This is a genomic window from Streptomyces sp. NPDC052114 (genome assembly GCF_040680155.1).
GTDB lineage: Bacteria > Actinomycetota > Actinomycetes > Streptomycetales > Streptomycetaceae > Streptomyces.
In genome coordinates this window covers 302,091-327,025 of record NZ_JBFAWC010000007.1, presented here as the reverse complement: position 1 = coordinate 327,025, position 24,935 = coordinate 302,091, and the positions used below count along the sequence as shown (strand labels likewise).

25 protein-coding genes and 1 tRNA gene are annotated in these 24,935 nt (G+C 72.7%); 14 read left to right on the top strand and 12 right to left on the bottom strand.

From position 1 onward, the window contains the following. Positions 1-56: 56 nt before the first annotated feature. Positions 57-692 (bottom strand): uracil phosphoribosyltransferase, encoded by a 636-nt coding sequence (upp, locus tag AB0L89_RS18255; protein ID WP_365141875.1) that lies wholly within the window; start codon positions 690-692, stop codon positions 57-59. A gap of 98 nt (positions 693-790) precedes the next feature. On the opposite strand from upp, the gene AB0L89_RS18250 reads away from it, so the two are divergent. The 9 genes from AB0L89_RS18250 (at position 791) to AB0L89_RS18210 (ending at position 6,446) form a co-directional block, all read left to right on the top strand. Then, on the top strand, positions 791-967 hold the full coding sequence (locus AB0L89_RS18250; RefSeq protein ID WP_167357869.1) for a hypothetical protein: 177 nt from the start codon (positions 791-793) through the stop codon (positions 965-967). A gap of 203 nt (positions 968-1,170) precedes the next feature. Then, complete coding sequence (locus AB0L89_RS18245) at positions 1,171-1,725, top strand: hypothetical protein (RefSeq protein ID WP_365141872.1); 555 nt, start codon at positions 1,171-1,173, stop codon at positions 1,723-1,725. 81 nt (positions 1,726-1,806) lie between these two features. Continuing rightward, a complete protein-coding gene (gene tadA / locus AB0L89_RS18240) occupies positions 1,807-2,238 on the top strand; it encodes a tRNA adenosine(34) deaminase TadA (protein WP_365142030.1) in 432 nt (143 codons plus the stop codon). 81 nt (positions 2,239-2,319) lie between these two features. Continuing rightward, positions 2,320-2,404, top strand: a tRNA-Ser gene (locus AB0L89_RS18235). A 455-nt stretch (positions 2,405-2,859) separates the two neighbouring features. Then, on the top strand, positions 2,860-3,039 hold the full coding sequence (locus AB0L89_RS18230; RefSeq protein ID WP_055700242.1) for a hypothetical protein: 180 nt from the start codon (positions 2,860-2,862) through the stop codon (positions 3,037-3,039). 46 nt (positions 3,040-3,085) lie between these two features. Beyond that, a complete protein-coding gene (locus tag AB0L89_RS18225; RefSeq protein ID WP_365141869.1) occupies positions 3,086-3,379 on the top strand; it encodes a Dabb family protein in 294 nt (97 codons plus the stop codon). A gap of 211 nt (positions 3,380-3,590) precedes the next feature. Beyond that, entirely contained in the window at positions 3,591-4,442 is an 852-nt protein-coding gene (locus tag AB0L89_RS18220; protein WP_365141866.1) for an RNA polymerase sigma factor SigF, read from the top strand. A gap of 244 nt (positions 4,443-4,686) precedes the next feature. Further along, positions 4,687-5,550 carry an RNA polymerase sigma factor SigF gene (locus tag AB0L89_RS18215; RefSeq protein WP_365141863.1) on the top strand — a complete coding sequence of 288 codons (864 nt, stop codon included), beginning with the start codon at positions 4,687-4,689 and terminating at the stop codon, positions 5,548-5,550. A gap of 101 nt (positions 5,551-5,651) precedes the next feature. Then, on the top strand, positions 5,652-6,446 hold the full coding sequence (locus AB0L89_RS18210; protein WP_365141860.1) for a hypothetical protein: 795 nt from the start codon (positions 5,652-5,654) through the stop codon (positions 6,444-6,446). A 119-nt stretch (positions 6,447-6,565) separates the two neighbouring features. Here AB0L89_RS18210 and AB0L89_RS18205 read toward each other — a convergent pair whose 3' ends face one another. Beyond that, the gene (locus tag AB0L89_RS18205) at positions 6,566-6,766 is read right to left on the bottom strand and encodes a hypothetical protein (protein WP_365141857.1); all 201 of its coding nucleotides are present in this window, start codon (positions 6,764-6,766) and stop codon (positions 6,566-6,568) included. 177 nt (positions 6,767-6,943) lie between these two features. Between AB0L89_RS18205 and AB0L89_RS18200 the strand changes: the two genes are divergently transcribed. From AB0L89_RS18200 to AB0L89_RS18185, 4 genes are all read left to right on the top strand, one after another. Then, positions 6,944-7,480: a MarR family transcriptional regulator gene (locus tag AB0L89_RS18200; RefSeq protein WP_365141854.1), complete on the top strand. Its 537-nt coding sequence runs from the start codon at positions 6,944-6,946 to the stop codon at positions 7,478-7,480. Between the two features lie 13 nt (positions 7,481-7,493). Continuing rightward, positions 7,494-10,064, top strand: a complete 2,571-nt coding sequence (locus tag AB0L89_RS18195) for an MFS transporter (protein ID WP_365141852.1) — start codon at positions 7,494-7,496, stop codon at positions 10,062-10,064. A gap of 202 nt (positions 10,065-10,266) precedes the next feature. Continuing rightward, positions 10,267-11,088: a YceI family protein gene (locus AB0L89_RS18190; protein WP_365141849.1), complete on the top strand. Its 822-nt coding sequence runs from the start codon at positions 10,267-10,269 to the stop codon at positions 11,086-11,088. A gap of 21 nt (positions 11,089-11,109) precedes the next feature. Further along, positions 11,110-11,568 (top strand): PPOX class F420-dependent oxidoreductase, encoded by a 459-nt coding sequence (locus AB0L89_RS18185; protein WP_365141846.1) that lies wholly within the window; start codon positions 11,110-11,112, stop codon positions 11,566-11,568. 385 nt (positions 11,569-11,953) lie between these two features. Here the strand turns inward: AB0L89_RS18185 and AB0L89_RS18180 are convergent, their stop codons facing one another. The 10 genes from AB0L89_RS18180 to AB0L89_RS18135 form a co-directional block, all read right to left on the bottom strand. Then, a complete protein-coding gene (locus AB0L89_RS18180) occupies positions 11,954-12,733 on the bottom strand; it encodes a TetR/AcrR family transcriptional regulator (RefSeq protein WP_365141843.1) in 780 nt (259 codons plus the stop codon). A gap of 79 nt (positions 12,734-12,812) precedes the next feature. Further along, on the bottom strand, positions 12,813-14,315 hold the full coding sequence (locus tag AB0L89_RS18175; RefSeq protein WP_365141840.1) for a DHA2 family efflux MFS transporter permease subunit: 1,503 nt from the start codon (positions 14,313-14,315) through the stop codon (positions 12,813-12,815). 106 nt (positions 14,316-14,421) lie between these two features. Next, on the bottom strand, positions 14,422-16,584 hold the full coding sequence (locus AB0L89_RS18170) for a glycosyltransferase family 39 protein (protein WP_365141837.1): 2,163 nt from the start codon (positions 16,582-16,584) through the stop codon (positions 14,422-14,424). Next, positions 16,581-18,035, bottom strand: coding sequence for a bifunctional glycosyltransferase family 2/GtrA family protein (locus AB0L89_RS18165; RefSeq protein WP_365141834.1), 1,455 nt, complete (start codon positions 18,033-18,035; stop codon positions 16,581-16,583). Before AB0L89_RS18165 ends, AB0L89_RS18170 begins: the two co-directional genes overlap by 4 nt. 26 nt (positions 18,036-18,061) lie before the next feature. Then, positions 18,062-19,597: a HAMP domain-containing sensor histidine kinase gene (locus AB0L89_RS18160; protein ID WP_365142028.1), complete on the bottom strand. Its 1,536-nt coding sequence runs from the start codon at positions 19,595-19,597 to the stop codon at positions 18,062-18,064. A 119-nt stretch (positions 19,598-19,716) separates the two neighbouring features. Further along, the gene (locus AB0L89_RS18155; protein WP_365141831.1) at positions 19,717-20,466 is read right to left on the bottom strand and encodes a response regulator transcription factor; all 750 of its coding nucleotides are present in this window, start codon (positions 20,464-20,466) and stop codon (positions 19,717-19,719) included. A gap of 96 nt (positions 20,467-20,562) precedes the next feature. Further along, complete coding sequence (locus AB0L89_RS18150) at positions 20,563-21,471, bottom strand: amidohydrolase family protein (protein ID WP_365141828.1); 909 nt, start codon at positions 21,469-21,471, stop codon at positions 20,563-20,565. Next, positions 21,458-21,802, bottom strand: a complete 345-nt coding sequence (locus AB0L89_RS18145; protein WP_365141825.1) for an antibiotic biosynthesis monooxygenase — start codon at positions 21,800-21,802, stop codon at positions 21,458-21,460. The genes AB0L89_RS18150 and AB0L89_RS18145 overlap by 14 nt, the downstream gene beginning before the upstream one ends. Positions 21,803-21,953: 151 nt before the next feature. Then, on the bottom strand, positions 21,954-22,904 hold the full coding sequence (locus AB0L89_RS18140) for a DUF2797 domain-containing protein (RefSeq protein ID WP_365141822.1): 951 nt from the start codon (positions 22,902-22,904) through the stop codon (positions 21,954-21,956). Between the two features lie 32 nt (positions 22,905-22,936). Then, the gene (locus tag AB0L89_RS18135; protein WP_365141819.1) at positions 22,937-23,437 is read right to left on the bottom strand and encodes a hypothetical protein; all 501 of its coding nucleotides are present in this window, start codon (positions 23,435-23,437) and stop codon (positions 22,937-22,939) included. Positions 23,438-23,792: 355 nt separating this feature from the next. Here AB0L89_RS18135 and AB0L89_RS18130 point away from each other — a divergent pair, with 355 nt between their 5' ends. Further along, positions 23,793-24,920 carry a histidine kinase gene (locus AB0L89_RS18130; protein ID WP_365141817.1) on the top strand — a complete coding sequence of 376 codons (1,128 nt, stop codon included), beginning with the start codon at positions 23,793-23,795 and terminating at the stop codon, positions 24,918-24,920. Positions 24,921-24,935: the final 15 nt, after the last annotated feature.

The following is a 24,935-nucleotide window of genomic DNA, read 5'->3' as shown; positions in this document are numbered from 1 at the left end:
CCGCACGGGCCCGTGGAACCCCGTGGGCCCGCACGGGCCCACGGCAACGGGTCCCGCTACTCCGCGGCCCCGTACATCCGGTCGCCCGCGTCGCCGAGGCCCGGCACGATGTACCCGTTCTCGTTGAGCCGCTCGTCGACCGAGGCCGTCACGACCGTCACCGGCGTGCCCGCCAGCTCGCGCTCCATGATCTCGACGCCCTCCGGGGCGGCGAGGAGCACCACGGCGGTCACGTCGTCGGCGCCGCGCTTGATCAGCTCCTTGATCGCCGCGACGAGCGTGCCGCCCGTGGCGAGCATCGGGTCGAGGACGTAGACCTGGCGGCCCGAGAGGTCGTCCGGCATGCGCGTCGCGTACGTGGAGGCCTGGAGCGTCTCCTCGTTGCGGATCATGCCGAGGAAGCCGACCTCGGCGGTCGGCAGCAGCCGGACCATGCCGTCGAGCATGCCGAGACCGGCGCGCAGGATCGGCACGACCAGCGGACGCGGATACGACAGCTTGACGCCGGTGGTCCGGGTCACCGGGGTGTCGATGTCGACCTGCTCGGTGCGCACGTCCCTGGTGGCCTCGTACGCGAGCAGGGTGACCAGCTCGTCGGCGAGGCGCCGGAAGGTCGGGGAGTCGGTGCGCTTGTCGCGCAGCGTGGTGAGTTTGTGCGCCACCAGCGGGTGGTCGACGACGTGGATCCGCATGACATCAACAGTAACCGGGCCCGGGCCCGGCGCCCCGCGCTGGCATCAACCCCGCCGTCGGGGGGAAGGTGGGGACGTACGGACTGAGGTGGTGGCCCATGACCGAGCGGAAGCACGAACCGGCGGACGAGACCGACGCCGAGCGCCGCAGGCGCCGCGCCCAGTTCCTGCGCGAGCGCACCGAGGCCATCGAGCTCCGCGAGCGCGTGAAGCCGCGCCGCGCCCGGGCGGCACGCATGCGACAGGCGATGCGTATGCGTACGTTCCGCTGGTAGCCGCCCCCCGCGCGGCGGTCCCACGAGGGCTCCGGAAGAACGCGACGCGAACACAGCGGCCGGAAGACCTCTCCTGACGGCGCTGTTTCTGCCACGATTCCGAAAGGGCGGGGCGAGTCACAGCCATTCCCCGCTCCCCGACCTCGCCGGGGGGACCCCAAAACCGCCAACCGGCACTGCCTATGACCAGTGGGAGAGTCACGGTGTACTTCGCCGCACTGCTCGCGCGCACCGAAGACGGGTGGGAAGCGAGCGACACGGAGCTCGACAATGTGGAGACGCTGTCGGATCTCGCCGACCTGGCCCGGGACCACCGGGACACGGTCGACGCCGACGACGACACGGTGCTCGTCTTCATCGAACAGGAGGACGCGTGGTTCGGCGTCGTCCGCGTGGACGGCGAGGACGACCCTCGCATCTATGTGTCGGACGCGGCCGCGGCCGCCCGCAGCTCGTACGGGGAGATCCTGCTCACCGACGAGATGCTCGGCCGGGACCCGGACGACGACCCGGCCGACGACCTGGACGCCCTCGACCTCGACGGCACCGAGGACGGGGAGCCCGAGAACTCCGCCGCCGCGGACGACGGGGAGGCCGACGGCGACGAGGCGGTGCCCGCGGGCCCGCTCGGCGACGCGGAGATCCTCGGCGACCTCGGCGTCCCGGAGAAGGAGCTGCTCGCCCTGGAGAGCGGCGACGCGCTGGGCGAGATCGCCGAGATCCTCGGGGCGGCGGAGGTGCTGGAGACCGTCCGCTAGGTTCCCCGTGTGACCGACCCGAACGCCCCGACCGACCACACCACCGCAACCGATCCCCTGCGCGACCGCTGGCGGGCGCCCATGCGGCTCGCTCTGGCCGAGGCCGAGCGGGCCGTCGCGGGCGGCGACGTGCCCGTCGGCGCCGTCGTGCTGTCCCCGGACGGCACGACGGTGCTCGCCGTGGGGCACAACGAACGCGAGGCGGCCGGCGACCCCACCGCGCACGCCGAGGTCCTGGCCCTGCGCCGGGCCGCCGCCGCGCTCGGCTCGTGGCGGCTGACCGGCTGCACGCTCGTCGTCACGCTGGAGCCGTGCACGATGTGCGCCGGCGCGCTCGTGCAGTCCCGCGTGGACCGGGTGGTCTACGGAGCGCGGGACGACAAGGCGGGCGCGGCCGGCTCCCTCTGGGACGTCGTACGCGACCGCAGGCTCAACCACCGCCCCGAAGTCCTTCACGGCGTCCTCGCCGAGGAGTGCGCGGCGCAGCTGACGGACTTCTTCCGGAAGCGCTGAGTACGGGCCCGCACGGGCAGGCTCCGGGGCTCGGCCAAACGGATTTCAGTCCTCGGGGCATCGTGGGCTAGAGTTCCTCTCGGTAGCGTGTCCGAGCGGCCGAAGGAGCTCGCCTCGAAAGCGAGTGTGGGGAAACTCACCGAGGGTTCAAATCCCTCCGCTACCGCTCTCGATACGAAGGGCCCGTCCGACAGGACGGGCCCTTCGTCGTTTCGTTCCCGGAGCGCTCCGCCCCCGGGCGGGAAACACCCCGCCTCTTTCCCGTACGCGAAAAGCCCCGGCGCCTGTTCGGCGCCGGGGCTTTCTCCCGTTGGGACGGGGGAAGCGGCATCGGGGGGACAAGCCGCTTCCCCCGACGAGGACTGTCCCTCAAGTCAGCGCCGCCGTCAGGGGGGAAGCAGACGGCGCGGACCCCGCAGTAGGGGCAGTCCCTTCGCCCGTGGATTCCTGCCAGATCCGCCGGGCTCACCACCCATCCTGCGCCCGGGACCACTCGCACGGCGCAGGCAAAGGGCCTGTGCTGCCGGGCCGTTGGTCCTTAAAAGCCCCGTGAGTACGGTCCGGGTTAGACTCACCGCCGTCACAGGGGTCACACGGGGCGCGGTAAGGGGAGGCCAGATCGTGGCAGTGCAGTGGAAGAAGATCGGCCTCTTCGTGGTGGTGGTCTTCGTGCTCTACGTGATCATCACCGACCCCGCCAAGGCCGCGGACTACGTGCAGATAGGCTTCGAGGGCGTCTCGAGCGCCGCTCAGAGCATCGGCGACTTCATGACGTGGGTCGCCAACGGAGGCAAGGACTGAGCGGGCGCCGGAGCCGCGCAGCCACCGTCCTCTCCAAGGAGTGCCCGTGATCCGCCATCTGGTCCTCTTCAAGCTCAACGACGGCGTGACGCGCGACGAGCCGCGCGTGGTCGAGGGCGTCAAGGCCTTCCGCGCGCTCGGCGAGCAGATCCCTGAACTGACGTTCTGGGAGTGCGACTGGAACATCACCGACCGCCCCATCGCCTACGACTTCGCCATCAACTCGGCGGTCGAGGACACCGATGCGCTGAAGCGGTACATCGAGCACCCGGCCCACCAGGCGGGCGTCGCGCTGTGGCGCGAGTTCGCCACGTGGGTGATCGCCGACTACGAGTTCTGAGTCACCGGGCGCAGCAGCCCCCCGAACGGCCCCGCACCGCAACGGTGCGGGGCCGTTCCGCGTCCCGGCCGATGACTTGCCCCAACTTGCCCCTCAACACGTAGTTATCGGGTGCTTGCACACAGTGCACATGTCTTGTGATGCTATGACCGCTTTTGACGGATGAGTTGACCAAGGTAGACCGAGCTTGACCGTGCTTGTTTGAGAAGGGGTGGCGTTGACCGTGCCGGCCAGTACTGCGCCTGAGGCTCCACCCGCGAAGGCCCTACCCGTGAAGGCCTCCCCCGGCACCGGGAGCACCCGCGGCGCCGACACCCGGGCCCTGACCCAGGTGCTCTTCGGCCAGCTCAAGGAGCTGGAGCCGGGCACCCCCGAGCACGGCCGGGTGCGCGGCGCGCTCATCGAGGCCAACCTGCCGCTCGTGCGGTACGCGGCCGCGCGCTTCCGCAGCCGCAACGAGCCGATGGAGGACGTCGTCCAGGTCGGCACCATCGGGCTCATCAACGCCATCGACCGGTTCGACCCGGACCGCGGCGTGCAGTTCCCGACCTTCGCGATGCCGACCGTGGTCGGCGAGATCAAGCGGTACTTCCGCGACAACGTCCGCACCGTCCACGTGCCGCGGCGGCTGCACGAGCTGTGGGTGCAGGTGACCGGGGCGACCGAGGACCTCACCACGGCCTTCGGGCGCTCGCCGACGACCGCCGAGATCGCCGAGCGGCTGCGCATCACCGAGGACGAGGTGCTCGCCTGCATCGAGGCCGGACGCTCGTACCACGCAACGTCGTTGGAGGCGGCCCAGGAGGGTGACGGGCTGCCCGGCCTGCTCGACCGGCTCGGCTACGAGGACCCCGCGCTCGACGGCGTCGAGCACCGCGACCTCGTGCGCCATCTCCTGGTTCAACTCCCCGAGCGCGAACAGCGGATCCTGCTGCTTCGCTACTACAGCAATCTGACGCAGTCACAGATCAGCGCCGAACTCGGCGTATCCCAGATGCATGTGTCGCGACTGCTCGCCAGAAGCTTCGCGCGGCTCCGGTCCGCAAATCGGATCGAGGCGTAACCGTAAAGAGTGGAGTGCCGTCGGAGATCTTTCCGACGGCACTCCGGCCTTAAAAGCCCCAGACCCCCTCTTTCCTGCATCGATGTCACCCTTGTTTGTCGACAAGTAACTACAGCGTGTTGCCGACATGTGACATTCTGCTGGAACCGCGTTTGCCGTAGCCCCACCTCCGGTATTCAGGTGGAGGCTGCGTTCCTCCGACGGGAGCGCTCGCCGCGACCGTCCGCGACCTCAAGGGGGTGGCATGTCCGCAGACCAGGGCAGCTCGAAGGTGCTCACGCTCACGCTCACCAAGAGCCCGAGCGACTCCGCGCCCGACGCGCTTCACAGCTCACCAGCCTCGGAAGCCATCGACACCCGGACCCTGTCCCGCTCCCTCTTCCTGCGGCTCGCCGCGCTCGACCAGGACAGCCCGGAGCGCGTCTACGTACGCGACACGCTCATCGAACTCAACCTCCCCCTCGTCCGGTACGCGGCGGCCCGCTTCCGCAGCCGCAACGAACCGATGGAGGACATCGTCCAGGTCGGCACGATCGGCCTGATCAAGGCGATCGACCGTTTCGACTGCGAACGGGGCGTGGAGTTCCCGACGTTCGCGATGCCGACGGTCGTCGGGGAGATCAAGCGCTTCTTCCGGGACACCAGTTGGTCGGTGCGGGTGCCGCGCCGCCTCCAGGAGCTGCGGCTCGCGCTCACCAAGACCAGCGACGAGCTCGCCCAGCGGCTCGACCGCTCCCCGACCGTGCCCGAACTCGCCGCCGCGCTCGGCGTCTCCGAGGAGGACGTCGTCGACGGCCTCGCGGTCGGCAACGCCTACACCGCCTCCTCGCTCGACTCCCCGGCCCCCGAGGACGACGGCGGCGAGGGCTCCCTCGCGGACCGGCTCGGGTACGAGGACTCCGCCCTGGAGGGCGTGGAGTACCGCGAGTCGCTCAAGCCGCTGCTCGCCAAGCTGCCGCCGCGCGAGCGCCGCATCATCATGCTGCGCTTCTTCGCCAACATGACGCAGTCGCAGATCGGCGAGGAGGTCGGCATCTCGCAGATGCACGTCTCCCGGCTGCTCACGCGGACGCTGTCGCAGCTGCGCGAGGGGCTCATCTCGGACTGACGCCCCCGGGCCGCGAGGCGGCCACCGGGCCAACAGGCGTACGCGGGGCCGGTGTTGCTGACGGGGTTCCTAATTGACGGACCGTCAGCCACACTGGCGCGATGCGACGTGGTGTGCGGAACGTGCTCGGTGCCGGTGCGGCCGTGGTGTGTCTCGGCGGCCTCCTCGCCGCATGCGGCGGCGAGAGCGGCGACGGCTATGTGGCGACCGGCGCGGCCGGCGCCTCGCCCGAGCGGGCCCCGGGAAAGGCCGTGGGGCCCACCGGTGACGTGAAGCTGGTGCCGCTGGACGGGTCGGAGGCCTCCGGCGGCGACGGGAAGGACGGGCGCGGCGACGGCTCGACGAAGGCGGCGTCCGGCTCCGGAGAGGGCAGCGGCGGCGACTCGGAGGGGAAGTCGCCCGGCGCCGAAGGGAGTTCCGGCGGCGGGGCCGCCCCGGAGGGCGGCGCGGTGTCGGACGACGGCGCGAACCCCGGCCGTACGGAAGGAAGTTCACCGGGCGGTGCGGAGCGGCCGGGCCAGGGCGGCAGCAGCGGCAGCCCGTCGGCTCCGGGCAAGGACGAGCCGAGCGGCGGCGCCTCGCCCGGCGGGCCCGCGAAACTGGGCGTCGGGGACCCGAAGCGCGAACCCGCCGACAAGCGCTGGTGCGAGAAGGTGACGCTCACCTTCCACAACACCGGCGGCTCACCGGTCCGTTCGGGCCAGGTCACCTTCGGTACGCACATCATCGGCGCGCTCGGCGTCGACTGGGACACGATCGAGTCGACCGTGGACCTGCCGGCCCCGATCGGCGCGGGTCAGCGCGTGAAGAAGACGTGGCCGGTCTGCGTCGACGCGTGGCGCGTGCCGTTGGGCATGCATGTGGAGACGCAGGACGTCGACGTGGACTGGAAGTAGGCGGGGCGACCCCGCGCGAGCAGTTCGCCTGCGGGCGCGTCGTGGCCGGTCGCGCAGTTCCCCGCGTCCCTGGGGACGCACCGCGCACGCACCACGACGGGCGCCCGCCCGCGAGCGTGTTACTTGAGGGCCAACCAGGCCACGGCGGCCACGACGACGATCGCGAGGACCACGCCGACGATCAGGCCGATCCGCGGGCCCGCGGGCGCCGCCGCCTGCTGCTGTCGGCCCTGCGGCGCCTCGTCGACGAAGGCGCGGAACATCTGCGTGCTGCCGGCGGGGTCGGGGTTGCCCTGGGGACCCTGGGGGTTGTGTGCCATGGATCAGGACCCTAGCGAATCCAGCGCTGTCGGCCCAACCCCCTCTGGCCAGGGACTTTACGACGAAGGTCCCAGACCTTTGCCGACTCTTTAGGGCCTTGGTCCCTTTTTAGTTTGCCTGCGGCAACCAACTGCTTCTATCGTTGCCCTAAGCAACAAAAGAATCCGGGAGGTGCCGTGGCCGCGCAGCGTCAGTACGAGGAGCTGGCCCGACAGCTCAGCGCGATCGGCGCCGTGAAGCGTGGCCTCGGGCGGGTCCTGCCCCCCGAGTGCCCGGCCGGGTCCGCCGCCGTGCTCACCCTGCTCAACCGGCACGGGGAGATGCGGATGAGCAGGCTCGCCGAGCTGCTCGCCGTCGACATGTCGGTGACCAGCCGCCATGTCGCCCACGTCGCCGAGCGGGGCTGGATCCACCGGGATCCCGACCCCGCGGACAAGCGTTCCCGCATCCTTCGCCTCACACCTGCCGGTGAGGCGAAGTTCGAAGAGCTCTCCGATCTCTCGATGCGGGCACTCGCCCACTACTTGCACGACTGGTCGGACGACGAGGTCGACCAGCTCAGCACGCTGCTCGCGCGCCTGCGCGACAGCTTCGGGGACTGCCGTGCGGCTGCTTCGGCCCGCCCTGCGGCGAAGCCGCTCGTGTCACAGCACCGGTCCCCCCTCTCCCCCCACGACACACAGACCTCAGAGACCACCCGTACACCCGCGTAAGAAAAGGAAACCCATGGCAACAACCACACCAGCCGGTGTGCGGGGCAGCCATGCCAAGCACGGGGCTCATCCCGGCGAGAACGCTCCGATGACGCACCGGCAGATCATGGAAGCGCTCTCCGGGCTGCTGCTCGGCATGTTCGTCGCGATCCTGTCGTCGACGATCGTCTCCAACGCCCTGCCCGAGATCATCGGCGACCTCGGCGGCGGCCAGTCCGCCTACACCTGGGTCGTCACCGCCTCGCTGCTCGCGATGACCGCGACCACCCCCCTGTGGGGCAAGCTGTCCGACCTCTTCAGCAAGAAGGCGCTCGTACAGATAGCCCTGATCATCTACGTGCTGGGATCGGTCGTCGCCGGTCTCTCGCAGAACGCCGGCATGCTCATCGCCTGCCGTGTCGTCCAGGGCATCGGCGTCGGCGGTCTCTCCGCCCTCGCGCAGATCGTCATGGCCGCGATGATCTCCCCGCGTGAGCGCGGGCGTTACTCCGGCTACCTCGGTGCCACGTTCGCCGTCGCGACCGTCGGCGGCCCGCTGCTCGGCGGTGTCATCACCGACACCTCGTGGCTCGGCTGGCGCTGGTGCTTCTACGTCGGCGTGCCCTTCGCGATCATCGCCCTGATCGTCCTCCAGAAGACCCTGAAGCTCCCCGTGGTCAAGCGGGACGTCAAGGTCGACTGGGCCGGCGCCTTCTTCATCAGCGCCGCCGTCTGCCTGCTGCTCGTCTGGGTCACCTTCGCCGGCGACAAGTACGACTGGCTCTCCTGGCAGACCGGCGCCATGGTCGGCGGCTCGGTGCTGCTGGGTCTGATCTTCGTGCTCGTCGAGTCCAAGGCGACCGAGCCGATCATCCCGCTGCGTCTCTTCCGCAACCGCACCATCACGCTCGCCTCGCTCGCCTCGCTCTTCGTGGGTGTCGCGATGTTCGCGGGCACGGTCTTCTTCAGCCAGTACTTCCAGCTGGCGCGGGGCGAGTCCCCGACCATGTCCGGTGTCCTGACGATCCCGATGATCGGTGGCCTGTTCGTCTCGTCCACCGTCTCCGGCCAGGTCATCACCAAGACGGGCAAGTGGAAGGCCTGGCTGGTCAGCGGCGGCGTGCTGGTGACGGCGGGCCTCGGTCTGCTGGGCACCATCCGCTACGACACCGAGTACTGGCACATCGCGATCTTCATGGCCCTGATGGGTCTCGGCATCGGCATGATGATGCAGAACCTGGTGCTCTGCACGCAGAACCAGGTCGCCCCCGAGGACCTCGGCTCCGCCAGCTCCACCGTCACCTTCTTCCGCTCGCTGGGCGGTGCGATCGGTGTCTCGGCGCTCGGCGCGATCATGGCCACGCGGATCACCGACTACGTCAAGGACGGCCTCGCCGACCTCGGTCCGAAGGCGGCCGGGTTCGGCCACGGCGGCACCGGTGGCGGCGGCATCCCGGACCTCGACAAGATCCCCGAGCCGTTCCGCACGGTGATGGAGAGCGCGTACGGCCACGGCATCGCCGATGTCTTCCTGATCGCCGCGCCCATGGCGCTGATCGCCTTCCTGATCACGCTGTTCATCAAGGAGGTTCCGCTGCGGACGTCGGGCGCGCTCGCCCAGGCCGCGTCCGAGTCCGAGTCCGGCTCCGACTCCGCGGACGGCGTGGTTCCGGCTGCCGCCGCCGCTCCGGTCGCCGCTTCGGCCGCCTCCCCGCTCGCCGACGAGCCCGCGCTCGCCTCCGTCGCCGCGCAGACCGGGGCCGGGCCCGAGGGCACGCAGCGGCTCGCCGCCGTGGCGTCCGCCGCCGAGGCCGGTCCCGACGGGGCCGCGCCGCAGCTCACCGGCGGGATCCCGGTCCGCGGCTTCGTCCGCGGCGCCGAGAGCGCGCCCGTGCCGCGGGCCGCCGTCACGCTGATCTCCCTCGGGGGACGCCAGCTGGGCCGCGCGGTCGCGCAGGGCGACGGTTCCTACGCCGTCGACGCACCGGGCGCGGGTTCGTACGTGCTCATCGCGTCGGCCGACGGGTTCCAGCCGCAGGCCTCCACGGTCGTCGTGGGCGAGGACGCCCTCGCGTACGACATCCTGCTCAGCGGGACCAGCGGGCTGAGCGGCCTGGTGCGGGACGCGGACAGCAAGCTGCCCGTCGCCGGTGCCATGGTCATCGTGACCGATGTCCGCGGTGACGTGCTCGCCACCGGACTCTCCGGCGAGCAGGGCGAGTTCACCTTCGCCGAGCTGGTGCCCGGCACGGTCACCATCGCGGTCAACGCCGCGGGCCACCGGCCGCTGGCCCTGCCCGTCGAGGTGGGCGGCGCCGGGGTCACCCGGGTCGAGGTCGAGCTCCGCTCCGGTGCGCAGGTGCTGGGTACCGTGCGGGCGGGCGGCGCGCCGCTGAACGACGCCCGCGTCACGCTCGTGGACGCCGCCGGGAACGTCGTCGCCACGGCGACCACCGGTGCGGACGGCGCGTACGCCTTCACCGACCTGGACAGCGGTGAGTACACCGTCATCGCGACGGGATACCCGCCGGTGGCCACGGGCCTCACGGTCGCCGGCAGCGGCGTCGACGGCCACGACATCGAACTCGCCCACCCGGGCGAGTGACCGGCCCCGGCCCGAGGTCGCGCCCCGAGCGGAGGCGCGGCCCCGGGCCGGTTGCGGAAAGGGCCCCCGGGCCGGCGGTGGCGTTCATGGCAGGGGACGGCCAGTCACCGCCGCCGGGGGCCGTCCGCTTTCCGCCCTGTGCTTGATAGAGCTTGGACTGTGCGGCTTCCGGATGCGGGAGCCCGGCAAGGAGTTGAACGGGATGGGACTCAACGCTCGGATGCGTACGCGTGACGGGTGGGCCGTGCCGCACGCCGTCGTCACCGTGACGGACATGACGGGTACGCAGGTGCTGCGCGCGGCGGCGGACGAGGACGGCGTCGTGCGGGACGCGACGGCCCTGGTGCCCGGTCCGTACACCGTGATCGTCACCGCCGTCGGGTACGCGCCCGTCGCGTCCACCGCGCTCGTCACCGCGAGCGGGCGCGCGGAGGTCGGCACCGTCGTCCTCGCCCGGCAGGGCGGCACCGAGCTGCCGCCGCCCGGTCCGTGGACGGTCGACCCCGCCCACTCGACCGTGGGCGCCGTCGCCCAGCACCTCGGGATCACCAGCGTGCACGGGCGGTTCACGGAGTTCGGCGGGCGCGTGGAGATCGCCGAGGACGTCGAGAAGTCCCGCGTCGAGGCGGTCATCAGGTCGGCCTCGATCGACACGGGGAACGGCATGCGGGACGGGCACCTGAAGTCGCCGGACTTCCTGGACGTCGAGCAGTACCCGGAGATCACGTACCGGTCGAACGGGCTGACGCCCGCCGGGACGGACCGGTGGACCGTCCACGGCGAGCTGGGCATGCACGGGGTCGTGCGGCCGGTCGACCTGGAGCTGAGCTACCTGGGGACCGGGGCGGACCCGTGGGGCGGGACGCGGGCGGCGTTCCGGGCGACGGCCGAGCTGCGGCGGGAGGACTTCGCGATGAACTACAACCAGGTGGTGCAGGCGGGGATCTCGGCTATCGGGACGACGCTGCGGGTGGAACTGGACATTCAGGCGGTGCAGGGGGAAGGTCTGCCGCAGGCGGGCTGATCGGTGACTAGGGTTGCCCGCATGTCACCTCGCATCGCCACCAACACGGCTGTCAGCCTTGAGGAGTTGCTCGACTTCGTGCGGCCCCGCCATCGTGCGGTGCTGCTGACCGCGCGGGCGGACGGGACTCCTCAGGGGTCGCCGCTGACCTGCGGGGTCGACGACTCGGGCCGCATCGTGATGTCGACGTACCCGGAGCGGGCGAAGACGCGGAACGCCCGGCGGAACGCGCGGGTCAGCCTGATCGTGCTGAGCGACGAGTGGGACGGGCCGTGGGTCCAGGTCGACGGTTCGGCCGAGGTCCTTGACGTTCCGGAGTCGGTGGAGCCGCTGGTGGAGTACTTCCGGAACATCTCCGGGGAGCATCCGGACTGGGACGAGTACCGGTCGGCGATGCGGACCCAGGGCAAGTCGATCATCCGGGTCACTCCGGAGAGGTGGGGACCCGTGGCTACGGGGGGCTTCCCGCCGGGGCGGTAGTCGCCGGCGGGGGCGCCTTGGGTTCGTCTCGGGGGCGGGGCCGCAGGGGTATGTGCGTACTCGCCATCCCTGCGCCCCGCCTCAAGTCCAAAGACGCCAACGTGCGCTCAGTGCTCCGTTCGCACATACCCCCACGTCCCCCAGGAGCGCGTGCGGGCGCGGCCCGGTGGGGGTCCCGCCGCTGTGTGCGGCGGCGCGGTGGGCACGTGGCCGCTCCTGCTGTGGGCAGGCGTTCCGCAGGGCGGAACGGGTGGGCACAGCCCCCGGTGCCGGGCAGCGATGAAGGGGGCACCCGCCCCGGCGCAGGCGGGGCAGCGATAAGTGTGGCTCCCGCCCCGGCGCAGCCGACCCGTGCCGGGCAGCGATGACCGTGGCTCCAGCCCCGTCAGGGGCCCCCGCGGGAGAGGAGGGACTCGATGCCCGCGATCATTAGATCGAGGGCAATCGTGAAGTCCCGCTGCCACATCTCCTCGACCGTGTCCCCACCCCGCGCCGCCATCAACTCACTCGCACTCTCCAGCACCCCGTGCTCCGCCAACTCCCCCCGCACGGTCCCGATCGCCTCCCGGTAGTACTCCTCGGGCGACATCCCCGCCTCCGCGCACCGCGCGCTGTAGTGCCCCTCGATGGTCCCGAAGCCGTACACGAACTGGAAGACCGCCGAGATCGCCCCGTTCTGCGTGTACGCGGGCAACCCCGTGTTCCGTACCGTCTGCTGGATCGCCACGGCGAAGGCCAGCCAATTCGGCCCGATGTTCAGGAACCGCCCGATCAGCGGCGACACCCACGGGTGGCGGATCAGCACCGCCCGGTACTCCTCGGCCAGCGCACGGAGTTGCTCGCGCCACGCCTGCGGCGCCGTCTCCGGATCGGGGAGCTCCATCTCGCCGAACACCGCGTCGAGGGCCAGTTCGAGGAGGTCGTCCTTGGTGTCCACGTACCAGTAGACGGACATCGCCGTGACGTTCAGCTCCCCGGCGAGCCTGCGCATGGAGAACTTGGCGAGCCCCTCCGTGTCCAGGAGACGGACCGTGACCCCGGTGATCCGGTCCCGGTCCAGGCCGCTCGGCTGGTCGCCCTTGCGGCCACCGCCGCGGGGCGCCTTCGCCTGCAGCCAGACACTCGTCCGCGCCGGGTTCTTCGTGTGGCCGGCTGCCTTGGCCATGGCGCACCTTCCTGGTCGTTCCGTGGGGCGAAGAGAGGGCGGTGGTCCCGGAAGGAAGTGGTCCGCCCTCTCCACGATGCTATGCCGATGCCTTACCCGCGGAGTCTCCCCGCTCCGCACGCCACAGCAACGCGGCCGCGAGAAGACCGCCGACGAGCACCGCCGCCGCGCCCACCAACTGGCTCGTCTCCAGGCCTGAGGCGAACGCGTCGGCGATCCGCTCGCGCTCGCCCGCGGAGCTCGCCGCCGCCATGGCCGCGGGGAACGACACGGCGGAGACCGTCACGAGCGCCGCGAAGCGGGAGTTGAGGACCGCGCCGAGGACGGCGACGCCCAGGCCGTTGCCGAACTCCGCGAGCGTGCCGTTGATGCCCGCGCCCACGCCCGCCTTCTCCGGCGGTATCGCGCTCATGATCGCGTTGGCCATGGCGGGCATGGCGAGCGCGATGCCCGCGCCCATCACGACGAGCCCCGCCAGCATCCCCGTGTAGTCGTCGCCGCCGAGCACGGCGACCACCGAAAGTCCGGCCGCGAGCAGCGTCATGCCCGTCGCGATCGTCACGGGCGTGCCCATCTTGGCGTGCAGCCGCGCGCCGACGCCCGCGAGGTTGAGGGCCACGATGGTCGCCGCGAGCGGCGCCGTGCGCAGCCCCGCCTCCAACGGCTCGTACCCGAGGACGAACTGGAGGTGCTGGGTCAGCAGGAAGAGCGAGCCGCTCAGGCCGAAGGCGACCAGGATCGCGCCCGCCACCGCGCCGACGAACCGCTGGTTGCGGAAGAAGTGCATGTCCAGCATCGGGTACGGGATGCGCAGCTCCCAGAGCGTGAAGGCGCCGAGGACCAGCACGCCGACCGCCGCCGCCACCAGGACCTGTGCCGACGTCCAGCCGTGCTCGGGGCCGGAGATGATCGCGTAGACCACCGCGGCCATGCCGATCGTCGAGAGCAGCGCGCCCAGGAGGTCGGGGCGGTCGCCCTGCGGGTTCTTGGACTCGGGGACCAGCCTGAGGACCGCGACGAGCCCGAGCAGCGCCACGGGGATGTTGATGAGGAAGATCGAGCCCCACCAGAAGTGGTCCAGCATGAAGCCGCCGAGCAGCGGACCGGCCGCGAACCCGAGGGAGTTGACGGTGGCCCACAGGCCGATCGCCTTCACGCGCTCGGCGTCGTCGAAGATCTGCACGACGACGGCGAGGGTCGTGGTCATCAGCAGCGCGCCGCCGATGCCCATGCCCGCGCGGGCGGCGATGAGCTGCGCGGAGCTCTGCGCGAGTCCGGCGGCCAGCGAGCCGATGCCGAACAGGGCGAGGCCGGCCGCCAGCAGCTTCTTGCGGCCGTAGCGGTCGGCGGCGCTGCCCGCGGTGAGCAGCAGGCCCGACTGGACCAGCGAGTACGCGTTGATCATCCACTGGATGTCCGAGGTGGACGCGTCCAGCTCCCGGGTGAGGGAGGGGATCGCCACGCTCAGGACGGTGTTGTCGAGCAGCACGGTGAGCTGGGCGAGGCAGATGACGCCGAGGATCAGCCAGCGCTGCGGGTGCCTCCGGGAGGCGGTGGGGTTCTCGGCTGTCGTTGCCGTCATACAGCCCTCTCCTTCTGGTTCTACGGTGTACGAGGCTTGCGCGACGTACACCGTAGAACAGTCCCCATACGGCGTACAAGGGATTTTGTGGGAGGGCTGCCGGGGCCTACGCGTCCTTCGGCTGCGTCAGGTCGTAGAACGTCGCGTCGCCCACCGTCACCTTCGTGAAGGTCGACTCGACCCAGGACGTGATCGCCGACGCGGTGCCGTCGCCGCCTCCGCCGCCCCGGCCTTCCGTGCCGCCGCCCATGCCGCCGCCCATGCCTCCCGCGATGAAGTAGTGGATCTCGCCGTCCGACACGTACTTCTTGAACTGCGCGAGCGTCGGCGACGGGTCGCTGCCGTTGAAGCCGCCGATCGCCATCACCGGCTCGCCGGTGGCCAGTTGGTGGCTCGCCGCGTTCTGGGAACCCACGGCCGCCGCTGCCCAGGTGTAGGCGTCGGCGTCCGCCTCCAGGAGCTTCTTCGCCTTGGCGGAGACCTGCGCGCCGTTCAGGAGGCCGCCCATGCCGCCGCCCGCGCCGCCGCGCATGCCGCCCCTGCCGCCCTCGGGGAACCCGCCGCCCGTGGGCATGCCGTTCGTGTTCTTCCCGCCGTTGGGCGCCTGGCCGTTCGGCGCCTGGCCGCCGGGCAGTTGGCCTCCCGGCATCTGCCCCTGTCGGCCGCCCGGCGGCTGCGGCATTCCTCCGCCGCCCCCGGGGCCGCCGCCCGGCCTGCCTCCCCCGCCCCCGGGACCGCCCATGCCGCCCGCGCCGGACGGGCCCGCCGTCACGATCGACCCCGTGTGCGCGCTGTCCACCGTCGACAGCGTGTACGCCACCGGTCCCGCCACCGCCGCCGCGAGGCTCAGCCCCACGGTCGCCAGGGCCAGTAGGCGCCCGAGGCGTCCCGCGAACAGCAGGCCCGCCGCGCCCGCGAGGCCCACGACGAGCACCGCCCAGCGCAGCCACGGCAGGTAGTCCGGGGTGCGGCCGAGCAGGACGTACGCCCAGACCGCCGTGGCCGCCGTCGTCACGCCGAGCGCCGCGCTCGCCCACCGCGCGGACCGTTCCTCCCACAGGACCGTGGCGCCCATGCCGATCAGCGCCGCGATGGAGGGGGCCAGGGCCACCGTGTAGTACTGGTGGAAGATCCCCGCCATGAAGCTGAAGACCGCCGCCGTCATCAGGAGCGCGCCGCCCCACGCCACGAACGCCGCCCGCGCGGTGTCCGTGCGGCGGGCCCTGCGGGTGAGGACCAGGCCCGCCACCAGGAGGAGCAGCGCGGCCGGGAGCAGCCAGGAGATCTGCGCGCCCACCTCGGAGTTGAACATCCGGCCCAGGCCGGTCTCGCCCCACTGACCGCCCGCGAGTCCGGGCCGGCCGCCGCCGACGCTGCCGGTCTCCTCGCCGTTGATGCGGCCGAGGCCGTTGTAGCCGAAGGTCAGCTCCAGGAAGGAGTTGTTCTGCGAGCCGCCGATGTACGGGCGCGAGGACGCGGGCCACAGCTCGACGACCGCCACCCACCAGCCGCCGGAGACGACCATCGCGAGTGCGGACAGGGCCAGTTGGCCGAGGCGCCTGCGCAGCCGCACCGGCGCGCACACGGCGTAGAGCACCGCGAGCGGCGGCAGGATCAGGAACGCCTGGAGCGTCTTGGCGAGGAAGGCGAGGCCGACCGCGACGCCCGCCCACACCAGCCACTTGGTGCGGCCGTGCTCCAGCGCGCGCAGCACGCAGTACACGGTGACGGTCATCAGGAGCGCGAGCAGCGCGTCGGGGTTGTTGAAGCGGAACATCAGCGCGGCGACCGGGGTCAGCGCGAGCACCGCGCCCGCGATCAGGCCCGCCGCCGGGCTGAAGCGGCGGCGCACGGCCGCGTACAGCACGCCGACCGTCGCGACGCCCATCAGGACCTGCGGGACCAGGATCGCCCAGGAGTTCAGCCCGAAGACGCGTACGGACAGCGCCATCGGCCAGAGCGAGGCCGGGGGCTTGTCGACGGTGATCGCGTTGCCGGCGTCCAGCGAGCCGAAGAACAGGGCCTTCCAGCTCTGGCTGCCCGCCTGGGCGGCGGCCGAGTAGAAGGAGTTGGCGTAGCCGGACGCGCCGAGGTTCCAGAGGTAGAGGACCGCGGTCGCGAGCAGCAGGCCGAGCAGGGCGGGGCGCGCCCAGCGAGGGTCGTCGGGGCGGCCGCGCCACAGCCTGGCGGGCAGGGCGCCGGAACGCCGGTGCGCGGCCCCGTCCGACGCCGCGGGGAGCGGCGCCGCCGTGGGGGAGGTGGTCGTCATCGTGCGTTCCTCGTGGGGTCGTCGTGCGGGGTGGGGGTCGTGCCGGTGGGGGCGGTGCGGACGGGGTCGGTGCGGGTGACCGTCATGTCGTACGCGGGGGCCTGGACGTCGTACGCGTGCGTGACGTCGCACGCGGGCCGGCGGGCGGTCTGTGCCCGGGCCTCGCGGCGGTCCGGGAACACCCACGCCCGCAGCAGCAGGAACCGCAGCACCGTCGCCGCGAGGTTCGCCGCGATCAGGACCGCGAGCTCCGTGGAGTGCGCGGGATCGCCCGACGCCGCGCCGAGGGCCGCGAGGGAACCGCTGGTCAGGGCGAGGCCGATGGCGAACACGACGAGGCCCTGCGCCTGGTGGCGGACCGCGCGGTCCCGGCCGCGCACCCCGAAGGTGAGCCTCCGGTTCGCCGCCGTGTTGGCGACCGCCGAGACCAGGAGGGCGAGCGCGTTGGCGGCCTGCGACCCCGTGAACGTACGGAAGCCGCTGTAGAGCAGCAGGTAGAAGAGGGTCGACAGGGCGCCGACCACGCAGAAGCCGACGAGCTGGCGGGCCAGGCCGCCGGGGACCCCGGCGAGCTGCCGGTCCCGCGGGTCGTCGCCGAAGGGGCGGGCCAGGCGGTCGAGCGGCAGCGCGCCGACCGCGAGCGCGCGCCCCACCCGCCACACGCCCTTGAGGTCGTCGGTGGCCGTCTGCACCAGGTGGACCGTGGAGTCCGGGTCGTCGACCCAGTCGACCGGCACCTCGTGGATGCGCAGCCCGGCCCGCTCGGCGAGCACCAGCAGCTCGGTGTCGAAGAACCATCCGGTGTCCTCGACCAGCGGCAGCAGCTCCCGCGCCACGTCGCCGCGGATCGCCTTGAACCCGCACTGGGCGTCGGAGAAGCGGGCGTTCAGGGAGCCGCGCAGGATCAGGTTGTACGTACGCGAGATGAACTCCCGCTTGGGGCCGCGCACCACCCGCGAGCCGCCCGCGAGCCGCGAGCCGATCGCCAGGTCCGAGTGGCCCGAGATCAGCGGGGCGACGAGCGGGAGCAGGGCGTTGAGGTCGGTGGAGAGGTCGACGTCCATGTAGGCGAGGACCGGCGCGTCGGAGGCGGACCAGACGGTGCGCAGCGCGCGGCCGCGGCCCTTCTGGTCGAGCCGCACGTGCCGCACTTCCCGTACGGAGGCGGCGAGCCTGGCCGCGACCTGGGGGGTGCGGTCCACGGACGCGTTGTCCGCGACCGTGATGCGGAAGGGGTAGGGGAAGGTGCGGACGAGGTGGTCGCGCAGCCGCAGGACGCACGGCCCGAGGTCCTTCTCCTCGTTGTAGACCGGGATCACGACGTCCAGGACGGGCACGTCGCGCCAGGCGGCGGGGAGGTGGTCCCGCGACGGCAGGACGCCCGGCGACGAGGAGTCGGCCGTGGAGGAGTCGGCCGTGGAGGAGTCGTCCGTGGAAGAGTCGGTTGGCATGCGACCGACACTCGCCAAGGGGACTGTCAGGGCTGTGTGGTGAGGCTGTGGCCCGGCTGTGAGGTGGTTCCGTGAGCCGTCGGTGAGGGATCGCCCGGGGCGGCCGGAAGCGCGAGGGTGAACACCGTCCGGCCCGGCTCGCTGTCGGCCTCCACCGTCCCGCCGTGCGCGGTCACGATCGCGCGGACGAGGGCCAGGCCCAGGCCGGTGGAGCCCGCGTGGCGCGAGCGCGATGCGTCGCCGCGGGCGAACCGCTCGAAGACGGTGGGGAGCAGCTCGGGCGCGATGCCGGGGCCGTCGTCCCGCACCTCGATGAGCACGCGCGGCCCGTCCGCGCGGACGCGCGCCGTGATCGTGGTGCCCGGCGGCGTGTGGCTGCGGGCGTTGGCCAGGAGGTTGACGACGACCTGGTGGAGGCGGGCGGTGTCGGCGTGGACGACGGCGGGTTCGTCGGGCCCGGGGACGTCGAGGCGCCAGACGTGGTCGGGCCCGGCCGCGCGGGCGTCGCTGACGGCGTCCACGACCAGCGGCGCGAGATCGGTGCTCCGGTACGAGAGCGGCTGCTGCGCGTCCAGCCGCGCGAGCAGCAGCAGATCCTCCACCAGACCGGTCATCCGCTCGGCCTCGGACTCGATGCGGCCGAGCGCGTGCCGGGTGTCGGGCCCGGTGGACTCCCGGCCCCTGCGCGTCAGTTCGGCGTAGCCGCGGATCGAGGCCAGCGGGGTGCGCAGCTCGTGGCTCGCGTCCGCGACGAACTGGCGCACCCGCTGCTCGCTGCGCTGGCGCGCGTCGAGCGCGGAGTGGACGTGGTCGAGCATGCGGTTGAGGGCCGCGCCCACCTGGCCGACCTCGGTGCGCGGATCGGCGTCGGGGGCGCGCTCGTGCAGGGCGACCTCGCCGCTGTGCAGGGGGAGTTCGGCGACGCGCGTCGCGGTTGAGGCGATCCTGCGCAGCGGGCGCAGCGCGACGCCGACCATGGCGGCACCGGCGAGCGACGCGGCGACCAGGCCGGCCGCGGTGACACTGACCTCGACGACGACCAGCGTGCTGAGGGTGTTGCGGACCTTGTCGGTCGGGATGCCGACGACGAAGTCGCCGTTGACGCCGCTCGTGTACGTCATGCGGTACTCGCCGAGCCCGGGGACGTCGACGTCGTGCGGCCGGCCGTCCTTCGGCACGCCCGCGAGCGCGGCGACCTGGTCCGCGTCCAGCGGTTCGGCGTCCGGCAGCGAGGTGCCGCCGTCGCCGTCGCCCTCGGTGCTGACCAGGGCGCGCGCGATGGTGCCGTCCCGCACCTCGGCGCCGATCGAGCCGATCTCCTGCGGGCCGCGCGAGACGAACTCCAGCGGGTCACCCTGCCCGCCGGGGCCGCCGCCGTGCCCCGGCAGGGGGACGTCGCCGGGCACGGCGGCCGGGCCCGAGGCCCGCTTGGCGACCCCGCCGAGCGCGCCGTCCAGCTGCTCGTACAGATGGGACTTGAGGGCGATGGTGGTGACGGTCCCGATGACCGCGCACACGACGGCGATCAGCGCCACGGCGGACAGCACGAGCCGGGTGCGCAGGGTGCGGGGGCGGGGACGGCGGGTGCCGGGGCGGCGGGCGTCGGGGCGGGGACGGCGGGTGCCGAGGCGGGGGCGGCGGGCGTCGGGGCGCCTGCCGGGCCACCCGAGGCGGGGGCGTCTCACGAAGGCACGGGGACGGCCGACTTGATCAGATAGCCCGCCCCGCGCCGCGTGTGGATCATCGGCTCCCGGCCCGCGTCGATCTTCCTGCGCAGGTACGAGATGTAGAGCTCGACGACGTTGGCCTGGCCCCCGAAGTCGTAGTTCCAGACCCGGTCGAGGATCTGCGCCTTGCTGAGCACGCGCCGCGGATTGCGCATGAGGTAGCGCAGCAGCTCGAACTCGGTGGCGGTCAGATGGATGGAGTCCCCGCCCCGCGTCACCTCGTGGCTGTCCTCGTCGAGGGTCAGGTCGCCGACCACCAGGGTCGACTCACTGCGCTTGTCGGCGGCACCGGCCCGCCGGATGAGCCCGCGCAGCCGCGCCACCACCTCCTCCAGGCTGAAGGGCTTGGTGACGTAGTCGTCGCCGCCGGCCGTGAGCCCGGCGATGCGGTCCTCCACCGTGTCCTTCGCGGTCAGGAAGAGCACGGGCACGTCCGGCATCTCGCGGCGCAGCCTGCCGAGCAGGGAGAGCCCGTCCATGTCGGGCAGCATCATGTCGAGCACCACGGCGTCGGGCCGGAACGCGCGCGCGGCCCGCACCGCGCCCGCGCCGTCCGCGGCGCTGCGGATCTGCCAGCCCTCGTAGCGCAGCGCCATGGACAACAGCTCGGTGAGCGACACCTCGTCGTCCACGACGAGCACACGGACGGGGCTCCCGTCCGGCCTGAGCAGTTCGGTACGCGCCTGAGGCGTGGTCGTGGTCATACCCACACCCTTGGCGGCGCCCGTGAGAGCACCCTTGCGCCAACCTGTGAATTCCCTGAGAAAGCGCGGGGCCCGGTGAGGCCGCCACTCGGCCGGTCAGTCCACGCCGAACAGCAGGGCGGCGTTCTCGTACAGCACCCGCCGCAGCCACGCGTCCCCGAGCCCCAGCCGCTCCAGGGCCTCCAGCTGGTGGACGTACGCGTACGGGATGTTCGGGAAGTCGCTGCCCAGCAGCACCCGGTCCCCCAGGTCGGCGAGCCGCCCCAGCTCGCCCTCGGGGAACGGCATGAGCCCCTCGCTGAAGTCGGTGAACGCCATGGTGGTGTCGAGCCGCACCTCCCCGTACCGCTCCGCGAGCGCGAAGAACTCCGCGTACTCGGGCATCCCCATGTGCGCCACCACGATCCGCAGCCGCGGATGGCGCGCGAGGAGCCGGGCCATGGGCTCGGGCCCGGTGTGCTTGCCGGGCTCGGGGCCGGACCCGCAGTGCGTCACGACCGGCACGCCGGCCTCGGCGAGCAGCCCCCAGACCCCGTCGAGGAGTGGGTCGTTGGGGTCGTACGCCCCCACCTGGAGGTGCGCCTTGAAGACCCGCGCCCCGCCCGCCACGGCCTCCCGCACATACGCCTCGGCGCCCGGTTCCGGGTAGAAGGTCGCGGTGTGCAGACACCCGGGCGTGCGCCGCGCGAACTCCGCGGACCAGCCGTTGAGCCACTGCGCCATCCCCGCCTTGTGCGGATAGAGCATCGAGGTGAAGGCCCGCACCCCGAACTCCCCGAGCAGAGCGACCCGCCGCTCCTCCTCGTGCCGGTAGGTGATGGGCCACCGCACCCCGCGGCCGTCGGCCCCGAAGGAGTCGAAGTACGCCCAGACCTTCCGCAGCACACGGTCCGGCATGAAGTGCGTGTGTACGTCGATGAGTCCGGGCAGCCCGAGGCGCTCCCAGCGGTGCCGTACCTCGGCGGCGTGACCTGTGTGCGCGGCGTGACCGCTAGTCCCGCACAAAGCCGTGGCTCCGCTCGACCTTGGCCACGTGCAGGACGTACGACTCGTACCACTGGTCGCGGCCGCGGCGCTGCGCGGCCCGGTGCTCCAGGTCGCCGCGCCAGGCCCGCAGCGCGTCCTCGTCGCGGAAGTAGGAGACGGTGATGCCGATGCCGCCCGGCGTGCGGGCGGACTCGGTGCCGAGGAACCCCGGCACCTTCGCGACCAGTTCGTCCATGCGCGCGGCGGTCTCCGCGTATCCCTCCTCGCTCTCGGCGCGCACGGAGGTGAAGACGGCGGCGTAATAGGGGGGTTCGAAGGGCCCGACAGGAGCCACGGCGTGATCATTCATGTCCTCACGGTCCGGCCACCGCCACCCCCGTGTCCACCCTCCGGCCCTCCTCTTGCCCCAAGGGTGCGGAGACTTGACCATTCGGTCAGCCGAGTCGACGCGGTCGGCCGAGTCGACGCGGTCAGCCAAGTCGACGCGGTCGGCCGACGCGTCAGAAGAGCCCGTCTTGCGCGCCCCCGCCTTCGTCGCCCGCGAGGACCTGGACGGGCACGGTCACCCCGGAACCGGCCTCCGCGCCCACCAGCCGCCACCCCACCAGCAGCCGCGTGTCCACCGCGAGCACGCCCGTCCCGGCGGTTTCGAGGTGCAGGTCGGGCCCGGCGGCGGCCACCAGCCGCCCCGCGACCGCCCCGCCGTCGACCAGCTCCCGCACGGCCGCGGCCACGGCGGCCGTCCCGGACCGCGCGCCGGAATCCGGCGCGGGGCCCGCACCGCTCTCCGCACCGGACTCCACACCGGTCTCCGCACCGGACTCCGCCCCGAACCCGAACGCCCCCGAGTGGTCGACCGCCTCGAACGGCACCCGTTCCAGCGCCTCCGCCCACCCGTCGAGCCCCGTGGCCCGCCCGTACAGACCCGCCAGCTCCCGCTCCCGCTCCGCCCACCCGGGCAGCCCGCCCCTGACCTCCCGCTTGCGCGCGTACGGCACCCGGTCCGGCACCCCGAGCGCCGCCCGCAGCAGCTCCTCCGTACGCCGCGCCGCCATCAGCGGCCCGCGCCCCAGCCAGCAGAACGCCACGGCCCCCTGTTCGAGCAGCCGCGCGGGACCGCGTTCCTCCGCGGTGATCCCGACCTTGAGGAGCCCGGGTCCGAACCACGCGAGATAGACCCGGTACGTCCGCGGATCGTCGGGCACCCCGTCCGCGGCCACCGAGAACGCCCGGTCGAGCCGCGCGCACTCCGGGCAGCGCGCCTGCGTGGCCCGCCCCGGCACCACGGCCCGCAGGGGGCACGGGTTCCCGCGCGCCCCCACGCACCGCCGCTCACCGACGGCCCGGAACCCGATGTCCGTCCCGTACGCGAGGACGCTGTCCCGTCCCCCCTGCCACCGCAGCACGGGCTTCCCCTCCGGCCACCCGAGCCCGGCACACCGCCACTCCACCGTCCGCGACTCCCTCTCGTACTCCGACTCCGCTACATGGTCCGTCCGTGCCGCCGGCGCCGGTAGTACGCCGTGGTGACCACCGCGAGCAGCGGGCCCCAGGCGAGCAGCGGCGCGTAGCAGGCGGTCATGACCCACCACAGCGCTCCGTCCGGCGCCTCGGCCGATCCCATGTTCCCCGAGTCGTTCCAGGCGAACGCACCGGAGACGGTGACGAAGGTGACCGCGGCCGCCCCCAGCGAGGCGGGGATCACCGCGGCGAGCACGGGGACCGTCCGCCCGCCGAGCACCGGCACCCAGCGCGGCAGCACCTCGCCCCACCGGTGCACGAGCCCCAGGGTGAGCAGCCCGAGCGCCTCGGCGAACAGGCTCAGGCCGATCAGGTAGAACGACCCCTTCCCCGGGAAGTGGGACGGGTCGAGGAACCCGTCGAACCCGGAGTCCCAGCCGAAGGCGATGGCGATGCGCCAGAGCCCCGACGGCACGAGCGTGAAGGCGGCGGCGTGCGCGGCCCACCGGACGGCGCGGGACACCCCGCCAGGGGTGGCAGGTACGGGCGTCGCCGCCCTGGCCCCGAGAACGGCCTCAGCCACGGCACACCGCCACGAGCCTCGTGCGTACGACCTCGAACATGGCCAACTCCCCTTCCACTGCGGCTTCTTGTCCTGCTCGTTGCGGCTCCTTGCCGAACGGGACCCAGCCTCGCCCGCGCCCACCGCCCCGGCCCATCCGCCGACCGGCACAAAGATCCACGCCCCGCGCGCGGCCCCTCTGCCGATCGGCAGAGGGCGCGAACGGATCTTCCCCTCGTACGCTGGCGGCCACGGGCCCCGGGGGAAGGGCCCTGAGAACAGGGGCCAGGGGGAAGGGCCCAGGGGGAGAGGGACGATGACGGCGACGGCGACCACGGCTTGGGCCACCGCACTCGACGGCCTCCCCACGGTGGCCGCGCTCGGCGCTCTCGCCCGGACCCTCACGCGCCCGCGCCCCGCGCGCCGCGCCCACGCGACCACCGTCTGCGCGGCCCTCTCCCTGGCGACCACCTTCGGCTTCCCCGCGCTCGGCCACCACGCGAGCTCCGGCTGGAAACTCGCGGAAGCCGTCGTCCTCGTGCTCCTCGTCGCCGCGGTGACCCGCTGGGCACCGCGGCGCGAGCTCCGGGCCGCCGTGCCGGCCGCGGCGTCGGCGGTGGCCCTGTGGCCCGTGCCGCTGATCGACGGCTCGATCCTGGAGCGCGCGGGCGCCGCCGCCTTCTGGCTGCTCCCCGCGCTCGCCGCGGTGGCCGCCGGCGCCTACCCGCGCCGCCTCGACCTGCGCCGCAGGACCGCCGTCGCACAGGCGCGCCGCGCCCAGCGCAGCCAGCTCTCCCGCGATCTCCACGACTTCGTGGCGCACGACGTCAGCGGCATCGTCGTGCAGGCCCAGGCGGCCCGCTTCGTCGCCGCCACGGACCCGGCGCAGGCGGTCCTCGCCCTGGAGCGGATCGAGAAGGCGGGCCTGAACGCGCTGGCGGCGATGGACCGTGCCGTGGAGATGCTCCACGGCACGGAGAGCTCGCCGAAGGACGCCGTCCCCGGCCTCGCCCGGCTCCCGTCCCTCGTGGACGACTTCACCTCCGCGGGCGCGACGGCGGCCGAGCTCGGCATGTCCCCGGAGGCGTCCGGCGCGCTGTCGCGCGAGGCGGGCGCCGCCGCGTACCGCATCGTCGTCGAGGCCCTCACGAACATCCGCAGACACGCCCCGACGTCACCCCGGGCCCGGATCACCCTGACCTCCGTCCCGGCCGGTGTGGAGGTCCGGGTGACCAACGACGCGCCCGCGCCGGGCCGTTCGACCGTCCCACGCGTCCCACGTGCCCGCCGCACCCGCGGCGGCCTGGGCCTGCCCGCCCTCACCGAGCACGCCGAGGCCCTGGGCGGCACGCTCACCGCGGGCCCGGACGAGAACGGCGGCTGGCGGCTGACGGCCGTACTGCCGAGGACCGCGCAGCGGCAGGAGCAAGGGCAGAAGCAGTGACAGAGACAGCCCGGG